A 21909-nucleotide genomic window follows, 5' to 3' on the forward strand; every position below is an offset into this window, starting at 1 on the left:
TGCTCAAGGGAGCTAACATAGAATCCGCATCAAAAGCAAAAATCACACGGGGTGGAAAATGTTAAAAAGATGGATAGCTGTATCAGCAGCGGCAATGCTTCTCGTTTCTGGATGCAGTAAAGAAAAAGCAGAGGAGCCGGCAAAGCAGGAGACGGAAAAAGCGGAAGAAGCCACAAAAGGTGTCAGCTCTGAAAAAGAACTTCCATTTCAATATCCGCTCACAGGCTCCGGATCGGAAACCGAAGTAAATGGAAGAGCTGTAGCGGTGATGATCAATAATCATCCGAAAGCCCGTCCGCAATCAGGGCTTAACCAGGCTGATGTCGTCTATGAAATGCTGGCAGAAGGGGACGTGACTCGTTTTCTTGCTATTTTTCAAAGTGAGCGGCCCGAAATGATAGGGCCTGTCAGAAGTTCCAGGGATTATTATATTGAGCTGGCCAAAGGCTATGACAGCCTCTACATTGCTCACGGCTACAGTCCGGAGGCCAAAGAATTGCTGGATCAGGGGTATGTTGATAACCTGAACGGAATGCAGTATGACGGTACATTGTTTAAAAGGGAAAGCTTCAGACAGGCTCCGCATAATTCCTATATTTCTTTTGACAATGTGCTGAAAGGGGCAAAAGAAAAAAATTATGCGATGGAGGATGAGCCGAAATCTCTTGAATTCCTTTCGAAAGAAGAGGTAAAGGCAATTCAGGGAGAGAAAGCAGACTCTGCCATGATCTCCTACCTGGACAATGAATTATTCAATGTCATCTATGAATATGATGCAGGACTTGAGAAATACAAAAGATATTCCAATGGCGAGCTTACAGCTGACTACAAATCCGGGGAACCTGTATTACTCGATAACATTTTCATTGCAGAAGCAGACCATCAAGTGGTTGACAGCGCAGGCCGCCGTGATATTAACTTAACTACTGGAGGAAAAGGATATCTCCTTCAAAAAGGAAAAGTGACAGAGTTGCAGTGGGAAAATATTGACGGGCGAATTCTTCCTGTCTTGAATGGCCAGCAGGCTGGCCTGGTTCCGGGGAAAACATGGATCAACATCGTTCCATCAAACCCGGGCCTGGAGCAAACGGTTTCCTTTGAAGCTAAACAATAATGATTGAAAATACTATTTAAACAAAGGGGTATGCAAATATATGCAAATTGATAAGCTAAGAGGCAAAGAACTGGATCAGTTATTTAAGTCTGTTTTATCTTTAAATGACCTGGAAGAGTGCTACCGATTCTTTGACGACTTATGTACAGTGAATGAAATACAATCCCTGGCACAGCGCCTGGAAGTGGCACGCATGCTTCGTGAAGGAAAAACCTATCATAAAATCGAAACAGATACAGGCGCCAGCACGGCAACCATTTCACGTGTAAAACGCTGCCTCAACTATGGAAATGATGCCTATGAAATGGCATTGGAAAGAATCAAAGAAGAAGAAGCTGAAAAAGCGTAAATATTCGTTTTGCTTAAACCGATGGGGCAGGATCCCGCGGTTTTTTTCTTTGTCTTCTATTAATTTTTACCACCCAATGCAACATCCTTTCAGGCCAGTGGATTAAGTCAAAAAACGACTCCATTCACTGGCCTTTCGACGTACAGTATGTACTAGTGCCGACGTTGCCACAGGACGTGGCGTTTTTAGTCGGCCAGCGTTTGTCGGACTTGCACAGGACGTGCTGGCGTCAACGTTCGCCACAGGACGTGACGGCTTTTAGTTGACGTTCATCCCTTCAAAAGGCGCTTCAGCTTTTATTTTTTATTCCCAATCTTAAATGATATAATGATGAAATGGAATGATAGAATGGAGGCAATTTTGCATGTATGATGTTCGCGAATGGAGCCATGTATTCAAGCTCGATCCGGATAAAAATATATCAGATGAAGACCTGGAGAAAATTTGCGAGTCAGGGACCGATGCGATTATTGTGGGCGGAACAGACGGGGTCACATTGGAGAAAGTGCTGGATTTAATGGCCCGCATCCGCAGATACACGGTTCCCTGTGTGCTGGAGGTTTCGTCCATTGACTCAGTTACACCGGGCTTTGACCTGTATTTTATCCCGACAGTCCTTAACAGCCGGGATGTAAAGTGGGTTACAGGCCTTCATCAGGAAGCTGTAAAGGAATATGGGGATATTATGAATTGGGAAGAAATCCTTGTTCAGGGCTATTGCATTTTGAATGAAGAATGTAAAGCCGCGCAAGTCACCAATTCACGCACAGATCTATCTCTTGATGAGGTTAGGGCATATGCAATGATGGCCGAGAAAATGTTCCGCCTGCCAATCTTCTATCTCGAATACAGCGGAAAGTACGGAGATCCAGAAGTGGTTGCAGAGGTGAAAAATACGCTTGAAGATACCGTATTATTTTACGGAGGCGGCATCCTGAGTGCAGATCAGGCAAAAGAAATGGCTGAGCATGCGGACGTCATTGTGGTCGGAAATGTTATTTATGATGATCTGCAGGCTGCATTGGCCACAGTCGAAGCTGCTCGTGCTTAATTCAGGTTGCTGATGGCTAGAAAACAAGATAAGATAGAATATAAGAACATACGTTTCTATGGTGGTGAAGAGAAGGAATGCAATTTTTAACAGATAAATTATTGAACGGACTAAACCCGCAGCAGCAAAATGCGGTAAAGGCAACTGACGGACCACTTCTTATAATGGCAGGAGCGGGAAGCGGAAAGACAAGAGTTCTTACGCACAGAATTGCTTACTTAATGGTAGAAAAGGGTGTGAACCCCTACAATATTCTGGCAATCACTTTTACAAACAAAGCTGCCCGTGAAATGCGTGACCGTATCCATAACATGATGGGCGGAGCAGCAGATGATATCTGGATTTCTACGTTCCACTCGATGTGTGTGCGGATCTTAAGAAGAGATATTGACCGGATTGGCTATAACCGCAATTTTACGATTCTGGATGCAACGGACCAGCAATCAGTTATTAAATCGATCCTAAAGGATAAAAATCTGGATCCCAAGAAATTTGACCCACGTGCAATTTTGGGTTCAATCAGCTCGGCAAAAAATGAATTGATCACTCCTGAAGAGTATGCGAAAACAGCTGGAGATTATATTCAGCAGGTTGCCAGTGATGTATATACAGAATACCAAAAGAGATTGAGACGCAATCAGGCGCTCGATTTCGATGATCTTATTATGATCACGATTCAGCTGTTCCAGCGGGTTCCGGAAGTGCTGGAATATTATCAGAGAAAATTCCAATATATTCATGTGGATGAATATCAGGACACAAACAGAGCCCAGTATATGCTTGTAAAGCTAATGGCAAGCCGATTTAAGAATCTTTGTGTAGTCGGTGACTCGGACCAGTCTATTTATAAATGGCGCGGTGCGGACATTGCCAACATTCTTTCCTTTGAAAAGGATTATCCTAATGCGCAAACCATCATGCTTGAACAAAATTACCGCTCAACAAAAAGGATCCTGCTGGCTGCGAATGAAGTCATCAGCAAGAACCTGAACAGAAAGCCGAAAAATCTCTGGACCGAAAACGCAGAAGGCAATAAGATTTTTTACTATCGTGCCGATAGCGAACAGGGAGAAGCTCAGTTTGTTGCAGGTAAAATCAAGGAATACATCAGCACCGGCAAGCGAAGCGCTTCGGATATCGCGATCTTATACCGCACCAATGCACAATCCCGTGTAATGGAGGAAGTGCTGTTAAAGTCGAACATAGAATATTCCATTGTCGGCGGCATCAAGTTCTACGACCGCAAAGAAATCAAGGACATCCTTGCTTATCTGCGCCTGATTGCCAATCCGGATGATGATATCAGTCTTCAGCGTGTAATTAATGTGCCAAAGCGAGGAATCGGCTCCGGTTCGGTTGATAAAATCGCCAACTTTGCACAGCTTCATGAAATGAGTATGTTTGAAGCACTTGAATCCATTGAACTGATTGGCTTGAGCCCGAAAATTACAAAAGGGGCCATTGAATTCAGGGACCTGGTTAAAAACTATACACAAATGCAGGAATACCTTTCTGTAACAGAACTTGTGGAAGAGCTATTGGAGAAATCAGGCTACCGTGATATGCTGATTGCCGAGAAATCCATTGAAGCACAGAGCCGTCTGGAAAACATTGATGAATTCCTGTCCGTTACCAAAAACTTTGAAGAAGCAAGCGAAGACAAAACGCTTATCGCATTTTTGACTGATTTGGCTCTTGTAGCTGACATTGATAAATTGGATGATGATGGAGAAAAAGCCGAATCTGTTGTTCTTATGACACTTCACTCAGCAAAGGGCCTTGAATTCCCTGTTGTCTTTTTACTGGGTCTTGAGGAAGGTGTATTCCCGCACAGCCGTTCTTTAATGGAAGAGTCTGAAATGGAAGAGGAGCGGCGCCTTGCTTATGTGGGAATCACGAGGGCAGAAGAGGAGCTTTTCATTACGAATGCTCAAATGCGTACTTTATTCGGACGCACGAATATGAATCCGCCATCCAGGTTTATTAAAGAAATACCTGCTGATTTGCTGGACGGCCTTGAACCTGCTAAAAAACCGTCTCCATTTGGATCATCACCATTTGGTTCTCCGTCTGCTTCAAGAGGAGTACAGCCTCAGCGGAAAGCGGTGATTCGTCCATCTGCATCGAACACAGGAGGAGACGATATTGCCTGGAAGGTCGGCGACAAAGCCCAGCACGGAAAATGGGGAACAGGCACTGTTGTTAGTGTGAAAGGATCCGGCGAGGGAACAGAGCTGGATATTGCGTTCCCAAAACCAGTTGGCATTAAGCGTCTGCTGGCCAAATTTGCACCGATTACAAAGGCATAATTCCGCTGCATTTTCAATGGATTATAGAAAGGGTTGAATGTATGGACCTTCAATTGGCAGAAAAAAAGGTGAAAGATCTGCACAACCTTTTGAATCAGTATAATTATGAGTATCATGTTCTTGATCAGCCGTCTGTTCCAGATGCTGAATACGATAGGCTGATGAGGGAACTGATTGAGCTTGAAGAACAATTCCCTGAACTGAAAACAGAGGATTCTCCCACACAGAGGGTTGGAGGGGAAATCCTCGATATGTTTGAAAAAGTGGAGCATCAGTCGCAGATGCTCAGTTTGGGAAATGCCTTCAACGAACAGGATTTAAGAGACTTTGACCGCCGTGTCCGCCAGGGTGCCGGAGAAAATGTTTCTTATGTATGTGAATTGAAAATTGATGGGCTGGCTGTTTCCCTCCGCTATGAGGATGGATTATTTATTCTTGGTGCCACACGCGGTGACGGCTCCATTGGCGAGAATATTACCGCTAACCTAAAGACTATCCGTTCGATACCTCTCCGGCTGAAAGAGAACGTCACGATGGAAGTCCGCGGTGAGGCCTTCATGCCCCGACGCTCTTTTGAGAAATTGAATAAAGCAAAAGAAGAGAATGGGGAGGAGCCGTTTGCTAATCCAAGGAATGCCGCAGCAGGTTCCTTAAGGCAGCTGGATCCGCGCCTTGCAGCAAAGCGCAATCTCGATATTTTTGTCTATGGCATAGCGAATGCGGGGAATACAGGGATTGTATCCCACAGTGAAGGTCTGGATTTTCTGGATAGCCTCGGATTTAAAACAAATAAAGAACGCAAAAGATGTGAAAGCATTGAGGAAGTAATTGAATATGTACAGGGATGGACCCACAAACGTCCGGATCTGTCCTATGACATTGATGGTATTGTAATCAAAGTCGATTCACTGGAGGAGCAGGAGCAACTGGGCGCTACGGCGAAAAGCCCACGCTGGGCCATAGCTTATAAATTCCCTGCAGAAGAGGTTGTTACTACACTTAGGGATATAGAATTGAGCGTTGGGCGAACGGGCGTAGTTACGCCAACTGCGCTTCTGGAGCCTGTCCGTGTTGCCGGGACGACTGTCCAGAGGGCTTCACTTCATAACGAAGATTTGATCCGCGAAAAAGATATTAAGATTGGCGATCAGGTGGTTGTGAAAAAAGCGGGAGATATTATCCCCGAAGTTGTGAATGTACTGGCAGACAGGAGAACGGGTGAGGAACAGGATTTTAATATGCCGACACATTGTCCGGAATGTGAGAGCGAACTGGTCCGTCTTGATGGTGAAGTGGCTTTGCGCTGCATCAATCCAAAGTGCCCGGCACAAATCAGGGAAGGCCTTATTCATTTTGTTTCCCGCAACGCCATGAACATTGATGGCCTTGGTGAAAAGGTGATCAGCCAATTATTTGCCGAAAATCTGATTAAAGATGTGGCAGATATCTACAAATTAACGTATGAACAGCTTATCCAGCTCGAACGGATGGGTGAAAAATCTGTAAACAATCTTCTTCAGGCGATTCAAAACTCCAAAGGGAATTCTCTTGAAAAGTTGTTATTTGGCCTGGGAATCCGCCATGTGGGAGCGAAGGCAGCCAAAACGCTTGCCCAGGAGTTTAGCCATATGGAGGCACTTGAAAAAACATCCCGGGACGATTTAACAGCAATAAATGAAATTGGTGAAAAAATGGCGGACTCCATTGTTTCCTTCTTTGAACAGGAGGAAGCCCATGAACTGATTGCCGAGCTGAAAGCAGCCGGAGTCAACATGGCTTATAATGGGCCAAAGCCAGTTTCTGCCGAAAGCTCAGATAGCTTTTTTGCAGGGAAAACGGTCGTTCTGACAGGAAAGCTTGAAATCATGAGCCGAAATGAAGCAAAAGATAAAATAGAGGCGCTTGGCGGCAAAGTATCCGGAAGCGTCAGCAAGAAAACGGATGTTGTAATCGCCGGAGAAGAAGCCGGATCTAAACTGACGAAGGCCCAGGAGCTGGGTGTAGAAGTTTGGAACGAGGAGAGACTGGTTGAAGAATTAAATAAGTAAGAGGGTGTAAGCTCCGTGAAAAAACTCTTAATGCTTGCTTTATCCCTAACCCTTCTGCTTGCAGGCTGTGCGCCTAATTTTAATAAGCAGGAGGAAGTCGTTCAGGAAGATAAGAACGAAAAGGATAAGGCAATCATTCCGAACTATAAAATTTCAGACAAGTATTATCGAACGCTGCTGCCGTTTGAACCAAGTGAGTCCAGAGGTCTTGTGGTCAATAATATAAGCACTAAATATGACATTAATGAATTTGAGACCGGATTAATGCGTGTGGCACAAAACTCATTTGATCCGGATAAATACTTATTCCAGGAAGGCCAGTATTTAAAAAGAGGAACTGTCCAGGCCTGGCTTAACCGCAAATTTACTGACGATCAGCTGAAGGAACGCGAGCTGAAAGCCGAAGACAACATTGGCTTAAATCCAATGATTGCAGATGGCGGAGATATTGATAAAAATAATGAAAAAAGCCCGATATACCTGGCACATATACTTGAGCACAACTATCTGCTGAAAAACGATGATGGAAAAGTGGGTCTTGGCGGAGTTGTGATAGGTCTTGCCATGAACTCTGTTCATTATTATCAGAAAGAACAATATGGCGCGACTTTTGAAACCGATATTAAACGGGATGTTCTTGAACGGGAAGGCAAAAAGATGGCTGAAGAAGTCCTTCAGAGAATACGGCAAATCAAGGGTCTGAAGGATGTGCCGGTAACCATTGCTTTGTTTGAACAGCAGGCAAGAACTTCGGTTGTGCCGGGAAGCTTTTTTGCATATGCTAAGGCAGACAAAGGAAGCAATAAGCTGGGCGGATGGGAAGGGATCAGCGAGAAATATGTCCTGTTCCCTTCAAGCGCAGCTGAAAAAAATCATCGTGATGATTTAACCGCTTTTCTTAACTTTAAACAGGATGTGGAAACATACTTCCCTAACTTTAATGGAGTTATCGGGAAAGCTTTCTATGCCCAAGATCAATTGCAGGAAATCAACATTGATATCCCAATCCAATTTTATGGGAAAGCAGAAGGTATTGGATTTACCCAATATGTAACAGGTCTTGTTGTCAAACACTTCCCTGAATACATCTCAGTCCAGGTAAACATCTCATCAGTCAACGGCCCGGAAGCGATTGTAGTCCGGAAAGCAGACCAAAGCGAGCCTTTTGTCCATATTTATCATTAGAACCAGGTACCCAGAAGTGCATGAGAAGCACCTTCTGGGTTTTTTTGTTTTGAGAGCGATGGCTTGTTGTGATGGCGAAAAAGGAAAGGGGGGATGGTCGCGAAAGATTCTTCATGGCGCCCAAAAAGGAAGAGTCTCGAGGAAAATGGTGCCGTAGAGCCAACATGCCGCCCAAAAAGGAAAAAGTACAAGGAAAGTGGTCTTCCCCGCCTGAAAAATAAAAATCACTCCCAATACAGCATTAAAAAGTTATATATAACAGTTTTATCCAACCCTGCCCAATAGGGCTTCAACTCCTTATCCTTCTAAGTGAAACCGCAACTCTGCCCTTTAGATGTTAATATATAACATCTACGGAGAATGTTTGAAGATAATGTTATTTTCGTGTTAATATAGTCTTTGGATGAAAACGTTTTAAGAGAATAGCGGACCTTGTTCCAGCATGTAAAGAGCGGGGCGCTAGTATCTGACGTTTGATATTTGTACACTCAGGAGGCGGTAAAAATGGTACAACCTTATAAGCATGAGCCATTCACGAACTTTAAAGAAGAAGAACATCGTGAAGCATATTTAAAGGGTTTACAAACTGTAGAAAGCTATTTGGGCCAGGATTATGATCTATTAATTGGCGGAGAGCGCATTTCTACTGAAGATAAAATTGTATCAATCAATCCTTCTAATAAAGAAGAAGTCGTTGGCCGTGTTTCAAAGGCAAACCGCGATCATGCGGAAAAAGCGATGCAGGCTGCTGTGGAAGCATTCAAAACATGGAGAAAAGTAAAGCCGGAAACACGCGCAGATGTTTTATTCAAAGCTGCTGCGATTATCCGCCGCCGCAAGCATGAGTTCTCTGCTCTTTTAACAAAAGAAGCAGGAAAGCCTTGGAACGAGGCAGATGCTGATACTGCGGAAGCGATTGACTTCCTTGAGTACTATGCACGCCAAATCTTAGAAATCAAAGACGGAGTTCCAGTCAACAGCCGTCCGAATGAATATAACCGTTATGACTACATTCCATTGGGAGTGGGCATCATCATCTCTCCTTGGAACTTCCCGCTGGCGATCATGGCCGGCACAACTGTTGCTGCGATCGTAGCAGGAAACACAGTTCTGTTAAAACCAGCTTCTACAACACCGGTTGTGGCAGCTAAATTCGTAGAAGTGATGGAAGAAGCAGGCCTTCCAAAGGGCGTTCTAAACTTCGTGCCGGGAAGCGGTGCAGAAGTGGGCGACTACCTGGTTGACCATAAAGACACCCGCTTTATTTCCTTCACAGGTTCACGTGATGTTGGTCTTCGCATCAACGAGCGTGCATCTAAATTAAACGAAGGCCAAATCTGGCTGAAGCGTGTCATCGCTGAAATGGGCGGTAAGGACACAATCGTTGTCGACAAAGAAGCAGACCTTGAATTGGCGGCGACTTCCATCGTGGCTTCTGCATTCGGATTCTCCGGCCAGAAGTGTTCAGCATGTTCACGTGCGGTTATCGTAGAAGATGTATACGATCAGGTTCTAGACCGTGTGGTTGAACTGACTAACGAATTAACGCAGGGCAACCCTGAAGACCAAAGCAATTACATGGGTCCAGTCATCGACCAGGGTGCATTTGACAAGATCATGAGCTACATTGAAATCGGCAAAGAAGAAGGCAAGCTGATGACAGGCGGAGAAGGGGACAATTCTAAGGGTTTCTTTATCAAACCGACTGTATTCGCTGACCTTGCACCAGACGCGCGCTTAATGCAGGAAGAAATTTTTGGGCCTGTCGTTGGTTTCACAAAGGCAAAAGATTTCGACCATGCGCTTGAAATTGCCAACAACACGGAGTACGGCTTAACAGGAGCAGTGATCACACAGAACCGTGAGCACATCCAAAAAGCGCGTGAAGATTTCCATGTTGGAAACCTATACTTCAACCGCGGTTGTACAGGTGCGATTGTTGGATACCAGCCATTCGGCGGATTCAACATGTCAGGAACTGACTCCAAAGCGGGCGGCCCTGACTACATTCTTCTGCACATGCAGGCGAAGACTACTTCTGAAATGTACTAATAGATCTCCATTCGGAGGCGGGAACAGCAACTTGGTTGCTGTTCCTTTTTTAGTTGGATATTCAGCCCGCTGAGGTATATGATGAAAGAAGAACTGCAGATTGGAGTGATGAAAAAATGCCAATTAAAGCCCTGATCAATATTGATTACACAAATGATTTTGTTGCTGAAGACGGTGCCCTGACATGCGGCAGGCCTGGACAGCTATTGGAAAAGAAAATCTCAGAGCTCACACAAGAGTATATCGCTAGCGGGCATTACACTGTTTTTGCCATTGATGTTCATGATAAAGGAGACATCCATCACCCGGAAACAAATTTATTCCCGCCACATAATATCAGAAACACGGAAGGAAGGAATCTTTACGGCTCATTGCAGGAGGTTTATGAAACGAACAAGGAAGCTGAAAATGTTTATTTCATGAACAAAACCAGGTATTCTGCATTTGCAGGAACCGACCTGGAGATAAAACTGAGGGAGCGCAGTATAGAGGAAGTACACCTCGTCGGTGTATGCACCGACATTTGCGTCCTTCATACAGCAGTCGATGCTTATAATAAAGGGTTTAAAATAGTGATCCATAAAGATGCTGTTGCATCATTTGACCAGGATGGCCACGAGTGGGCCTTAAGGCATTTTGCAAAGACCCTTGGAGCGGAAGTAATTTAAATATGCTTTCTTTATAATTATGGGAAAATACAAAAAACCCTCTCCACATAGGAAGAGGGTTTCTGCAATTATTTTTTAAGGACTGATTTATATCGATCGTACTGTTCCTGAACTTCTGCTGATGGTGCCTTATCCAGAAGACTGACAACGATAATCGCCAGAGCTGCAAATAGGAAGCCAGGCGCTAACTCATAAAGATCAAATAGTCCGCCGGTAAGCTGTGCCCAAACAATTACTGTTACAGCACCAACAATAATACCGGCTAGGGCGCCATTACGAGTCATGCGCTTCCAGAACAGGCTCAGGATGATGACAGGTCCAAAGGCTGCACCAAATCCGGCCCATGCATAACTGACAAGTTCCAATACCTTGCTTTCGGGGTTATACCCTAAGAAGATAGCGATAATGGCAATGCCCAATACAGCAATTCTGCCAACAATCATTTCTTCCTTTTGGGAAGCATTTCTTCTAAAGATGGATTTATAGAAATCCTGTGCCAGCGCACTTGAAGAAACGAGCAATTGTGAGTCAACTGTGCTCATGATTGCTGAGAGAATGGCTGCTAATAGGAATCCGGCTACCCATGGATTAAAGAGTACTTGGGAAAACATAATGAACACTGTTTCAGAATTGGCAAGCGGTGCATCTGCAAAGTACGCTATTCCGGCAAAACCTACAAACAGAGCTCCGAACAGTGACAGTACCATCCAGGTCATACCGATCAACCGGGCTTTAGGAACATCATTTGTTGATTTTAATCCCATAAAGCGGACAAGAATATGTGGCTGTCCAAAGTAGCCCAGCCCCCATGCCAGCAGGGAAACAACGCCCACAAACGTGGCTCCTGAAGCAACATCCAAATGAGTTGGATCTATTGAACTGATCTGATTTAATGTTTCATTCCATCCGCCAAGTTCCTGAATCGCGGCAATTGGAATAATAATTAAAGCTAAGAACATTAGTATACCTTGGATAAAGTCAGTCCAGCTGGCTGCCAGGAACCCGCCAAATAATGTGTAGGACAAAATGACTGCAGCTCCGACCCAAAGCGCGAGTGTATAATCCATTCCAAATGAATTCTCTAAAAGAATAGCACCACCCACTAGACTTGAAGAAGTATAGAAAGTAAAAAAGATTAATGTAACAATTGCCGAAACAACACGCAATATTTTTGAAGTATCATGGAATCGGTTTTCAAAATATCCGGGTACCGTTATAGAATCGTTGGCTACTTCCGTGTATACACGCAGTGGTTTGGCCACAAACTGCCAATTTAAATATGCGCCGACAGCCAAGCCGATTGGAAGCCAAATCTCTCCCATACCTCCGAGATATACGGCACCAGGTAAGCCGAGCATCAGCCATCCGCTCATATCGGATGCCCCTGCACTCAAGGCTGCAACGCCAGGTCCCAGCCCTCGGCCGCCTAATACATAATCAGATAAATCTTTAGTCATTCTGGCTGCAAGCACGCCAATCAGCAGCATGCCGACCAGATACACAATAATCGCAATTAACGTTGGTATATTTATATCCATACTTACTTATTCTCTCCTTTCAGCAAAATATGAGATGCCTGATAGTACGATTAATAATGGCATTGGAATAAGAAGCCAAAGCCACGTCGCCATAGTGAGATCCATTTGTTCACCTCCATTTTTCTCTTAGTATCCCCATAAAATAATTCGTAGGAAAATCACCTTTTATACAGTAACATACAGTTTTGTGTTTGTTAAAAAAATTGTTTGGGGAAAGGTCCAATTCGAAAAGACGTTTATTATCATAACATAATAAAGGTTGGAGGACAAAAAATCTAAAAAACTATAAAGATACAAATGTATAAAAATTCGATATTTCGCATTAATTTGCTGTTATATCTCATATAACAACATAACTATACATCAAAATTAATAAAATTAAGTTGGTGACCTGAAGGGTTTATAAAAAAAGACCTAATTGTCATAGGCCCCAGTAAAATTACAGATCTAATTTTCTGAACACTTTCTCTAAAGAATTTTCCGTTGTTATATCCTTAAAGTCAATTCCGAGCTGGATGGCTGTCTGTGCGACTTCAGGACGGATGCCGAGCAAGGTTGACTGAACACCGATAAGTTTTAATGAGCTGATAACCTGGAAAATTTGGTGCGCAACCATTGTGTCGACCATGATGACACCCGAGAGGTCAATGATTAAATGAGTAATCCCCAGCTTTACACTCTGCTGCAAAGTAGATTCCATAATAAACTTGGCCCGTTCTGTATCAATATCCCCAATGAGCGGCAGCAGCCCAACTTCTGAGGATAGCGGGATAACCGGCGTGCTTAGTTCTTTTATTAATATAGATTGCGCGCTTAATCGGCTCAGCAATATATCCATAAAGTTTTCGGTGAAGGTTTCCATTACATAATCCAGCGTATAATCAATAACTTCCTGCCAATGAAATATATCTCCTGCTTTAATATCCAAGTCGGCAGTTTCAGCAAAACGTTTTATATGCATCCAATAAACCTTTCGGAATATGGAAAGATTTCTCTGAACATCGACAAGGGAGGTTCTGGATTTAACCCGATCAGCGGACGTCTGCTTTGTCCAGTTGGCTATCGTTTCCTTCATTTCTTCTTCTGTCTGAAGCAGCGATTTTGCTACAGTCCTGAAATACTTTGTATTTTGCTCCTCAACTTTCCTTGCCCTTTCCAGCGGGGCATCGGCGGAATAGTCGGAACCAGCCTTTACGACCTGAAAACTTCTCCAATCCTTCGTCATATCAGGGGCTTTTTCAACTAGATAATTATATAAAGATCGATTTTTATCTTCCATAAATTCTCCTTCATCCATCAGAATGATCAAAAAAACAACTAATCTCTATATCATAACACAGAGGGTGAAGGTGAAAAGGAGCGGGATGTTATATTCAGTAAATTTTAAATTTTTTAATTAAGGGGTTCCCATTCCGGATTAACTGTTATATAATACAAAACATAGATATTTAATTGTCTTATAACAACATAGAGTAAAAATATAACAGGGTTATATTTTTAGTGCTGTTATGTTACAGAGTGTTTTGCAGCCGGGATCTTGCTGAAATGATGATTTTTCTAAATTAAAAGGAGGATTTAATCAAATGGCAGATGAAAGAGTGCGTCAGTTGCAGGAAAGCTGGGAAATGGATGAACGCTGGAATGGAGTAGAAAGACCGTACACCGCTGAGGAAGTCATTAAGTTAAGAGGATCAATTGATATCGAACATACATTAGCTCGCCGTGGTGCAGAGAAGCTATGGAAGCTTGTGAATGAAGAAGATTTCGTCAATGCATTAGGGGCGTTAACGGGAAACCAGGCTGTACAGCAGGTTAAGGCTGGGCTGAAGGCCATTTACTTAAGCGGCTGGCAGGTTGCTGCCGATGCGAACCTGTCCGGAAATATGTACCCGGACCAAAGCCTGTATCCAGCCAACAGTGTTCCGAGTGTTGTAAAAAGAATTAATCAGGCCCTTCAGCGTGCTGATCAGATTCATCATATGGAAGGGGATCATTCCATTGATTGGTTCGCTCCAATTGTAGCAGATGCTGAAGCAGGGTTCGGCGGCCAGCTTAATGTATTTGAACTTATGAAAGGCATGATTGAATCGGGTGCCGGCGGAGTACACTTCGAGGACCAGCTTTCTTCTGAGAAGAAATGCGGCCATCTTGGCGGAAAGGTATTGCTTCCAACGCAGACGGCTGTTAAGAATTTAATTTCTGCAAGGCTGGCAGCAGATGTTATGGGAGTGCCGACTGTTATTGTCGCCCGGACTGATGCTAACGCAGCTGACTTGATTACCAGCGATGTAGATCCATATGATGCACCTTTTATTACAGGGGAACGCACTCCTGAAGGATTCTTCCGGACAAAACCAGGACTCGACCAAGCGATCGCTCGGGGATTGGCGTATGCTCCTTATGCAGATCTGGTATGGTGTGAAACATCTGAACCTGATCTTGATGAGGCCAGGCGCTTTGCTGAAGCCATTCATGGAAAATTCCCTGGCAAGCTGTTAGCGTATAACTGCTCTCCATCATTTAACTGGAAGAAAAAGCTCGATGACGAAACGATTGCAAAATTCCAGGTAGAGCTCGGCAAAATGGGCTACAAGTTCCAGTTCGTTACTTTAGCTGGATTCCATGCGCTGAACCACAGCATGTTTGAATTGGCACGAGGCTATAAAGACCGTGGCATGGCTGCGTATTCTGAACTGCAGCAGGCCGAATTTGCCAGCGAAACACATGGCTACACGGCGACAAGACATCAGCGAGAAGTAGGCACCGGCTATTTCGACCAGGTTTCCATGGTCATCACTGGCGGGACTTCCTCGACAACCGCTTTAAAGGGATCAACCGAGGAAGACCAGTTCACTGAAAAGCAGGAAGCTTAGTTTCTACCCTATGTAACTTGATTTTTTATCTTGTATATTCTCCTAATTTACACCTCTCTTCCTTGGAAGGGAGGTATTTTTTGCTTATCAGGCAAGCACAGTACCTCTTTCGAAAACATACATATTAAATAGGCTAAATTTGAAATAGGGCATAATACTGAATACAATGAAAGCACTGAGGTCAAATAAGGACGGAGGATGTACAATTGGCTGAAAATATAGATGATTATCTTCAACAGGGGATTCATGGACAGAAACAGACCAAGCCTGATGAGCGCCGCAAATTTCTTGGCTCGCTTCGGGAGAGGGTTATCATTGCCTTGAAGCAGCCGCAGATGAGGGAGGATGGAATCTATCCGCAGGTGGAAGAGGCCCTTAAAGCCAACAGCAAAGCTCATCTTTATCTGAATGGAAATATGAGCTACTCCTATTTATCAAAATATATTAAATTGGCTTCAGGCTATAAGGTCGAATATACAATCGTTACCAACAAAGAACATAATTCTGAGATCGGGCTGGTTCTAGCCTATGACTATGCAATTGATAAACCGGAAATATTTGTGGATAGGAAAACGGTCAAAGCAGAAGCGAAAAAGGCGAAAAAAGGCGGCCTATTTGCCAAACTATTTAAGCGGAAATGAGCAGCGTCTGGCGCGCTGCTCTATTTTTGGGGGTAAAGCATCACAATACCGGCCGAAATGTGGAGTTTACGGGCCAAATTTAAAAAATACCGGCTGAAATACAGGATTTACCGGCTAAATATAATAAAATACCGGCCAAACTTCTGCTTTTACCGGCCAATGCCAATTGTTCCGCTTTCTATTCCAAAGGCTTCAGATACTTATGCGGGTCCAAATCAGGACCTTCAATCACAATTGCAGTCATGCCAAGGTAAGAACCTGATTCATGTTCCTCGCCTTCAGACCAGTAAACAGCGGTTCCTTTTTGGACTGCAACCTGCTCACCGCCATCTGTTTTAACCCATCCGTCGCCTTCAACGATGAGAAATAGCTGGGGACATGCTGCCGGATGCATGCCTAAAACACTATTATCCTTAAGATGGATACACCCAACTGTAGCTGTTTTGTTTCTGATAATCGGGCTGATGCTGGCATTGTGGCTGCTGAATTGACTAATTTCCCTGCTGACATCCAAATCAAATCGGAAAAATTCCATAATCTTACCTCCTGTACTTATAGTCGCATCCCCATTAATTCGGTTTTACTTTTCATATATCCTCTAGAGAAAGACACAAACACACATTTCTCCCTCAACTCATGGTAAAATAAGCAGAAGATTGCTGAAACAGCCCGCTCTCGCGTGTTGCTTTAACGCGTGAAAGTTTGGTATGATCATAATAATTGTGCATAGACAGTATTCATTTTTGGAGGTGGCATTAATGTCGAGAATTTCAATAGATCAGGTTAAGCATGTTGCGCACTTGGCGCGACTTGCCATGACTGAAGAGGAAGCTGTAGCTTATACGGAACAGCTGGACAAAATGATTTCATTTGCAGAACTTTTGAATGAGCTTGATACAGATCATGTTGAACCAACATCCCATGTTCTTGATATGAAAAATGTATTGAGGGAAGATAAGGCGAATAAAGGGCTTCCACAGGAAGAAGTTTTGAAAAATGCGCCGGAACATCAGGATGGCTATATAAAAGTGCCGTCTATCATTGAGTAGGGAGGGGAAAATGGTGAGTTTATTTGATCATAAGGTATCTGAGCTTCATCAGCTTTTACATAAAAAAGAAATAACGGTTACTGATCTTGTCAGTGAATCGTACAAGCGAATCGGTGAAGTAGAGGACAAAGTACAGGCTTTCTTGACGCTTGATGAGGAAAGAGCCCGAGAAGCAGCAAAAAAAATGGATGACAAAATCGGAACGGACGAAGCAAAAGGCCTTTTGTTCGGAATGCCGGTCGGAGTTAAGGATAACATCGTAACGAAGGGACTGCGGACCACAAGTGCGAGTAAAATACTTGAGAACTTTGACCCGATTTATGATGCAACGGCTGCATCCAAATTACATAATGCTGAGACCATTACAATCGGCAAGCTGAATATGGATGAATTTGCAATGGGATCCTCCAATGAAAACTCAGGCTTTCAGGTAACCCGCAATCCCTGGAATCTTGAAAGAGTTCCCGGGGGATCTTCTGGCGGATCTGCTGCTTCTGTTGCTGCAGGAGAAGTTTTATTTTCTCTTGGATCGGACACAGGAGGTTCAATCAGACAGCCAGCTTCATACTGCGGAGTTGTTGGGTTAAAGCCAACATATGGAAGAGTATCCCGTTTCGGACTGATTGCATTTGCCTCATCTTTGGACCAGATTGGACCAATTACCCGCACAGTTGAAGATAACGCCTATCTGCTTCAGGCTATTTCAGGTGTGGACCCAATGGATTCTACTTCAGCAAATGTAGATGTCCCAAGCTATGCTGAAAGCTTAACTGGCGATGTTAAAGGGTTGAGAATCGCCGTACCAAAAGAATATTTGGCTGAAGGTGTAGATGAAGATGTACGCCAGTCAGTGCTGGAATCCCTGAAGGTGTTAGAAAAACTCGGGGCATCATGGGAGGAAGTTTCCCTGCCGCACTCCAAATATGCACTGGCAACGTATTATCTGCTGTCCTCCTCAGAGGCATCGGCAAACCTGGCTCGCTTTGATGGCGTACGCTATGGCTATAGAACAGCAGATCCTGAAAGTTTAATCGATTTATACAAAAAGACCCGTGCAGAAGGCTTCGGGGATGAAGTAAAACGCCGTATTATGCTTGGAACATTTGCTTTAAGCTCTGGCTACTATGATGCTTACTACAAAAAGGCACAAAAGGTGCGCACACTGATTAAACAGGACTTTGAAAATGTTTTTGAAAAGTATGATGTTATTATTGGGCCAACAGCGCCAACTCCTGCCTTTAAGATTGGTGAAAATATGTCTGATCCTCTGACAATGTATGCAAATGATATTCTGACAATCCCAGTTAACCTTGCCGGGGTGCCTGGAATCAGTGTACCTTGCGGATTTTCGGATGGAATGCCGCTTGGCCTTCAGATTATCGGTAAGCATTTTGATGAAGGCACTGTTTACCGCGTAGCACATGCATTTGAGCAGGCTACAGAATTTCATAAGCAAAAACCGGGACTGTAAGGGGGGAAATTCATGAAATACGAAACGGTTATCGGACTAGAAGTACATGTTGAGCTTAAAACAGATTCAAAAATATTCTCGGCAAGCCCTAACCATTTTGGGGCAGATCCAAACTCCAACACAACAGTAGTCGATCTCGGCTACCCTGGAGTGCTGCCTGTCATTAATAAAAAAGCAGTTGAATTCGGAATGAAAGCTGCGATGGCGCTGAACTGTGAAATCGCACCAGTTACAAAATTTGACCGGAAGAATTATTTTTACCCGGATAACCCTAAAGCCTACCAGATTTCGCAATTCGATAAGCCCATTGGAGAACATGGCTGGATTGAGATCGAAGTCGATGGCTATAAGAAAAAAATCGGCATTACGCGTATTCACCTTGAAGAGGATGCAGGCAAGCTGTCTCATGCTAAAGGTTATTCTCTTGTAGACTATAACCGCCAGGGTACTCCTCTGATCGAGATTGTTTCTGAGCCGGATATCCGCACGCCAAATGAAGCATACGCATATTTGGAAAAGCTAAAGTCCATCATCCAGTATACTGGCGTTTCTGACTGTAAAATGGAGGAGGGTTCACTTCGCTGTGATGCGAATATCTCCCTTCGTCCTGTCGGCCAGGAGGAATTTGGCACAAAGACAGAGCTGAAGAACCTGAACTCGTTTAACTTTGTCCGCAAAGGGCTAGAGTACGAGGAGAAGCGGCAGGAAGAGATTCTAAGTTCTGGGGGAACAATCCAGCAGGAAACATTGCGTTATGATGAAGCAACTAATAAAACGATCCTAATGAGGGTAAAAGAAGGTTCGGATGATTATCGTTATTTCCCTGAGCCTGATTTACTTGATATCCATATTGATGAAGAGTGGAAAGAGCGTATTCGTGCAGAAATCCCTGAGCTTCCGGACCAGAGAAAGAACCGCTATATTGAAGAACTTGGGCTGCCGGCTTATGATGCAGCTGTCCTGACAGTCACAAAAGAAACTTCTGATTTCTTTGAAGCGGCTGTGAATCAAGGAGCTGACGCCAAACAGGCTTCCAACTGGGTAATGGGTGAATTGTCAGCTCACTTGAATGCTGAACAGAAGGAACTGACAGATATAGCTTTGACACCTGAAGGACTTGCCGGCATGATTAAGCTGATCGAAAACGGCACCATCTCTTCCAAAATTGCCAAAACAGTCTTTAAAGAGCTGGTTGAAAATGGCGGAGATCCGAAAACAATCGTAAAAGAAAAGGGCCTTGTCCAAATTTCGGACGAAGGCGCACTTCTTAAGATTATCGGTGAAACACTTGATGCGAATCCGCAATCCATCGAGGATTTCAAAAATGGAAAGCAAAAAGCAATCGGCTTCCTAGTCGGCCAAATTATGAAAGCCACAAAAGGACAGGCCAACCCGCCGCTTGTTAACAAATTATTGCAGCAGGAAATACAGAAAAGATAAAAGGTGAGCTGATGGGAATCCATCAGCTTTTCTTGTAAGAATGTATAAATTTTTGAATATCGATAACTGTCTAGCTCCAGCGCCTACCCCCTCGAGGTCACAAGCCAAGCCTTCCAAAAAGGCAAAGAACGCCTTTCCGGAAGGCTCGTCTTGTGCTTGTCGGGGGTGAGCAAGGCGCTTGCGCTTTTCCTGTATTCGACAAAAATAATCTCTATTTCCCAGGAAAAGATTTGGTTTTACAAAGTGCTGCAGCAAATGCAGGAATGAAAGCGGATAATAAAGAATAAACACTAAAGATATCGAAAAAAGGGAGTGGGTTTATGGAATTAATGGATTGGTTTGCAAAGGGTCTAAGTACGCAGAATTATATAGAAGCGATGCAAGTTAACAAAGAAGAGATGAATAAAATCTATAATCTTTTTTCATTATCCGATGACGAAAAAACAAGATTGGCAGAGCTTAAGGATGCTGGCATGAAAGTAATTGCCCTCACTGAGGATTGGTGCGGTGATGCGATGCTGAATAATCCGATTCTATTAAAAATCTCAGAGGAAACCGGCATGGAAGTCCGTTTTGTTTTGAGGGATCAGAACCTTGAGCTTATGGACCAGTATTTGACTAACGGAACATCCAGAGCGATACCGATTTATATCTTTATTGATAAAGAAGGGGATGAATTTGCTGTTTGGGGACCGCGTGCCAAACAAATTCAGGAACTGGTGGATAGTGAAAGAAGCAAGCTTCCTGCACAGGAAGCTGAGGACTTTAAGGAAAAACAAATGAGCATGTACAGGAAACTAACCTCTTCCTATCAGGAGGATTCGAAGATTTGGCATACAGTTGCTGATAGTATAATAGATGTTCTTGTTTCGGGAAAATAAAGGGGGAAGGGTGTTTTAAATGGGCTGGAACCGAAATTCCATCACTGCGAAACTGGATATAAAATACCCTGTTTTCCAGGCTCCCATGGCTGGAGGGATGACAACACCGCAATTAATCAGCGAGGTATCAAATTGCGGCGGGCTTGGAAATATGGGTGCTGGCTATATGAGTCCGGATGAAATAAGAGAGAATATAAAACAGATTCGGAAATTGACTGATCGGCCGTTTGGCGTCAATCTCTTTGTTCCGGATAGTGAGGCTTCGGCGGATACAGAGGACATCAGCAGCATGGGGGATGTGCTTGAACGATACAGCAGTGAGCTTGGCATGGCGGGAAAACCAGCTCTTCCGGATAAGGATTATGCTGCTTTATACAAAAAACAGCTTGATGTTTTGATGGAAGAACGTGTGCCTGCTTGCAGCTTTACGTTTGGCATACCCGATTCGGCCATCCTTTTTGAATTGAAGAAACAGGGTACGCTGATTTTTGGAACTGCAACGAATGTCAATGAGGCAGTGGAATGGGAAGAGGCGGGTGCAGATATCATTGTTGTTCAGGGGTCAGAAGCAGGGGGGCACCGCGGAACTTTTCACAAGGAAGAAAGCGGGATGATCGGTTCCATGGTTCTCATACCGCAGGCGGCAGATGCAGTAAGCTGTCCTGTGGCTGCAGCAGGGGGAATCATGGATGCCCGGGGTATAGCTGCGGCCATGATCCTTGGGGCAGAAGGAGTCCAGCTTGGAACGGCCTTTCTTGCATGCAGGGAAAGCGGGGCTCACCGGTTGTATAAGCGAGCTCTATTAAATGCAGGGAATGACCAGACAGCTGTGACGAAAGCATTCTCAGGAAAGCCTGCAAGAGGGATTCGCAACAGGTTCATGGAAGAAATGAAAGGCAGGCAGGTGTTGCCTTATCCATTGCAGAATGATATGACAGCTCCTATCCGGAAGCATGCAGCAAAGCTGGAGCGGACGGAGTTTATGTCCTTATGGGCCGGACAGGGAGTAGGAATGGCTGAAGAGGTGACAGTGAAGGAACTGATGACCAGGCTTGTTAAGGGGACAGAATTATTATTGGATAAGTAAAAAGCAGTGCCAAGTGTGGCACTGCTTTTATCTTATCGCAGTCTAACGAGCAGTAAGACCCCCACTTCAAGATTCAGAGGAATCACCGGAGGATAAGTGGGGGTCAAACTGCCCGTAAAGGCCCGATTGGTGAGATACAGTGAAACTTGCCGA

19 protein-coding genes are annotated in these 21909 nt (G+C 44.1%); 16 read left to right on the top strand and 3 right to left on the bottom strand.

Annotation, left to right across the window (positions count from 1 at the left end):
- Positions 1 to 58 precede the first annotated feature (58 nt).
- The 8 genes from NAF01_RS01855 (at position 59) to NAF01_RS01890 (ending at position 10776) form a co-directional block, all read left to right on the top strand.
- Positions 59 to 1114: a DUF3048 domain-containing protein gene (locus tag NAF01_RS01855; protein WP_226620161.1), complete on the top strand. Its 1056-nt coding sequence runs from the start codon at positions 59 to 61 to the stop codon at positions 1112 to 1114.
- A gap of 40 nt (positions 1115 to 1154) precedes the next feature.
- Positions 1155 to 1463, top strand: coding sequence for a YerC/YecD family TrpR-related protein (locus tag NAF01_RS01860; RefSeq protein WP_048010470.1), 309 nt, complete (start codon positions 1155 to 1157; stop codon positions 1461 to 1463).
- Between the two features lie 364 nt (positions 1464 to 1827).
- The gene (locus NAF01_RS01865) at positions 1828 to 2514 is read left to right on the top strand and encodes a heptaprenylglyceryl phosphate synthase (protein ID WP_048010469.1); all 687 of its coding nucleotides are present in this window, start codon (positions 1828 to 1830) and stop codon (positions 2512 to 2514) included.
- Between the two features lie 77 nt (positions 2515 to 2591).
- On the top strand, positions 2592 to 4823 hold the full coding sequence (pcrA, locus tag NAF01_RS01870; RefSeq protein ID WP_226620162.1) for a DNA helicase PcrA: 2232 nt from the start codon (positions 2592 to 2594) through the stop codon (positions 4821 to 4823).
- Between the two features lie 41 nt (positions 4824 to 4864).
- A complete protein-coding gene (gene ligA / locus NAF01_RS01875) occupies positions 4865 to 6871 on the top strand; it encodes an NAD-dependent DNA ligase LigA (protein ID WP_226620163.1) in 2007 nt (668 codons plus the stop codon).
- A 15-nt stretch (positions 6872 to 6886) separates the two neighbouring features.
- Positions 6887 to 8056, top strand: coding sequence for a CamS family sex pheromone protein (locus NAF01_RS01880; RefSeq protein WP_222499795.1), 1170 nt, complete (start codon positions 6887 to 6889; stop codon positions 8054 to 8056).
- A 504-nt stretch (positions 8057 to 8560) separates the two neighbouring features.
- Complete coding sequence (pruA, locus tag NAF01_RS01885; protein WP_222499797.1) at positions 8561 to 10108, top strand: L-glutamate gamma-semialdehyde dehydrogenase; 1548 nt, start codon at positions 8561 to 8563, stop codon at positions 10106 to 10108.
- A gap of 116 nt (positions 10109 to 10224) precedes the next feature.
- A complete protein-coding gene (locus tag NAF01_RS01890; protein ID WP_226620164.1) occupies positions 10225 to 10776 on the top strand; it encodes a cysteine hydrolase family protein in 552 nt (183 codons plus the stop codon).
- 68 nt (positions 10777 to 10844) lie between these two features.
- On the opposite strand, the gene putP is transcribed toward NAF01_RS01890, so the two are convergent.
- Positions 10845 to 12314, bottom strand: a complete 1470-nt coding sequence (gene putP, locus NAF01_RS01895) for a sodium/proline symporter PutP (RefSeq protein WP_284709493.1) — start codon at positions 12312 to 12314, stop codon at positions 10845 to 10847.
- A 439-nt stretch (positions 12315 to 12753) separates the two neighbouring features.
- On the bottom strand, positions 12754 to 13593 hold the full coding sequence (locus NAF01_RS24920; protein WP_197212666.1) for an STAS domain-containing protein: 840 nt from the start codon (positions 13591 to 13593) through the stop codon (positions 12754 to 12756).
- Positions 13594 to 13897: 304 nt separating this feature from the next.
- Between NAF01_RS24920 and aceA the strand changes: the two genes are divergently transcribed.
- Both aceA and NAF01_RS01910 read left to right on the top strand, forming a co-directional pair.
- The gene (aceA, locus tag NAF01_RS01905) at positions 13898 to 15187 is read left to right on the top strand and encodes an isocitrate lyase (protein WP_226620165.1); all 1290 of its coding nucleotides are present in this window, start codon (positions 13898 to 13900) and stop codon (positions 15185 to 15187) included.
- Between the two features lie 206 nt (positions 15188 to 15393).
- Complete coding sequence (locus tag NAF01_RS01910) at positions 15394 to 15828, top strand: YueI family protein (RefSeq protein ID WP_048010911.1); 435 nt, start codon at positions 15394 to 15396, stop codon at positions 15826 to 15828.
- A 178-nt stretch (positions 15829 to 16006) separates the two neighbouring features.
- Here NAF01_RS01910 and NAF01_RS01915 read toward each other — a convergent pair whose 3' ends face one another.
- The gene (locus tag NAF01_RS01915; RefSeq protein ID WP_197249215.1) at positions 16007 to 16363 is read right to left on the bottom strand and encodes a cupin domain-containing protein; all 357 of its coding nucleotides are present in this window, start codon (positions 16361 to 16363) and stop codon (positions 16007 to 16009) included.
- 223 nt (positions 16364 to 16586) lie between these two features.
- Here NAF01_RS01915 and gatC point away from each other — a divergent pair, with 223 nt between their 5' ends.
- The 6 genes from gatC to NAF01_RS01940 all read left to right on the top strand — a co-directional run bounded on the left by gatC (position 16587) and on the right by NAF01_RS01940 (position 21756).
- Positions 16587 to 16877: an Asp-tRNA(Asn)/Glu-tRNA(Gln) amidotransferase subunit GatC gene (gene gatC / locus NAF01_RS01920; RefSeq protein ID WP_009335962.1), complete on the top strand. Its 291-nt coding sequence runs from the start codon at positions 16587 to 16589 to the stop codon at positions 16875 to 16877.
- 13 nt (positions 16878 to 16890) lie between these two features.
- Entirely contained in the window at positions 16891 to 18348 is a 1458-nt protein-coding gene (gene gatA / locus NAF01_RS01925; RefSeq protein WP_197212677.1) for an Asp-tRNA(Asn)/Glu-tRNA(Gln) amidotransferase subunit GatA, read from the top strand.
- A 12-nt stretch (positions 18349 to 18360) separates the two neighbouring features.
- Positions 18361 to 19788 carry an Asp-tRNA(Asn)/Glu-tRNA(Gln) amidotransferase subunit GatB gene (gene gatB / locus NAF01_RS01930; RefSeq protein WP_250801615.1) on the top strand — a complete coding sequence of 476 codons (1428 nt, stop codon included), beginning with the start codon at positions 18361 to 18363 and terminating at the stop codon, positions 19786 to 19788.
- A gap of 152 nt (positions 19789 to 19940) precedes the next feature.
- Complete coding sequence (locus NAF01_RS24925) at positions 19941 to 20075, top strand: hypothetical protein (RefSeq protein ID WP_284709494.1); 135 nt, start codon at positions 19941 to 19943, stop codon at positions 20073 to 20075.
- Positions 20076 to 20108: 33 nt separating this feature from the next.
- Positions 20109 to 20669 carry a thioredoxin family protein gene (locus tag NAF01_RS01935; protein WP_197212660.1) on the top strand — a complete coding sequence of 187 codons (561 nt, stop codon included), beginning with the start codon at positions 20109 to 20111 and terminating at the stop codon, positions 20667 to 20669.
- Positions 20670 to 20688: 19 nt separating this feature from the next.
- A complete protein-coding gene (locus tag NAF01_RS01940) occupies positions 20689 to 21756 on the top strand; it encodes an NAD(P)H-dependent flavin oxidoreductase (RefSeq protein ID WP_250801616.1) in 1068 nt (355 codons plus the stop codon).
- Positions 21757 to 21909: the final 153 nt, after the last annotated feature.

The organism is Cytobacillus firmus (assembly GCF_023657595.1).
GTDB classification, from domain to species: Bacteria; Bacillota; Bacilli; order Bacillales; family Cytobacillaceae; genus Cytobacillus; species Cytobacillus firmus_B.

Bases quoted from the DNA above. Each gene is read 5' to 3' on its own strand.
- NAF01_RS01935 (WP_197212660.1), top strand. From the start codon at position 20,109: ATGGAATTAATGGATTGGTTTGCAAAGGGTCTAAGTACGCAGAATTAT.
- NAF01_RS01860 (WP_048010470.1), top strand. From the start codon at position 1,155: ATGCAAATTGATAAGCTAAGAGGCAAAGAACTGGATCAGTTATTTAAG.
- NAF01_RS01855 (WP_226620161.1), top strand. From the start codon at position 59: ATGTTAAAAAGATGGATAGCTGTATCAGCAGCGGCAATGCTTCTCGTT.
- ligA (WP_226620163.1), top strand. From the start codon at position 4,865: ATGGACCTTCAATTGGCAGAAAAAAAGGTGAAAGATCTGCACAACCTT.
- aceA (WP_226620165.1), top strand. From the start codon at position 13,898: ATGGCAGATGAAAGAGTGCGTCAGTTGCAGGAAAGCTGGGAAATGGAT.
- putP (WP_284709493.1), bottom strand. From the start codon at position 12,314: ATGGATATAAATATACCAACGTTAATTGCGATTATTGTGTATCTGGTC.
- NAF01_RS01890 (WP_226620164.1), top strand. From the start codon at position 10,225: ATGCCAATTAAAGCCCTGATCAATATTGATTACACAAATGATTTTGTT.
- pruA (WP_222499797.1), top strand. From the start codon at position 8,561: ATGGTACAACCTTATAAGCATGAGCCATTCACGAACTTTAAAGAAGAA.
- gatB (WP_250801615.1), top strand. From the start codon at position 18,361: ATGAAATACGAAACGGTTATCGGACTAGAAGTACATGTTGAGCTTAAA.
- NAF01_RS01915 (WP_197249215.1), bottom strand. From the start codon at position 16,363: ATGGAATTTTTCCGATTTGATTTGGATGTCAGCAGGGAAATTAGTCAA.
- gatC (WP_009335962.1), top strand. From the start codon at position 16,587: ATGTCGAGAATTTCAATAGATCAGGTTAAGCATGTTGCGCACTTGGCG.
- NAF01_RS24920 (WP_197212666.1), bottom strand. From the start codon at position 13,593: ATGGAAGATAAAAATCGATCTTTATATAATTATCTAGTTGAAAAAGCC.
- pcrA (WP_226620162.1), top strand. From the start codon at position 2,592: ATGCAATTTTTAACAGATAAATTATTGAACGGACTAAACCCGCAGCAG.
- NAF01_RS01940 (WP_250801616.1), top strand. From the start codon at position 20,689: ATGGGCTGGAACCGAAATTCCATCACTGCGAAACTGGATATAAAATAC.
- NAF01_RS01865 (WP_048010469.1), top strand. From the start codon at position 1,828: ATGTATGATGTTCGCGAATGGAGCCATGTATTCAAGCTCGATCCGGAT.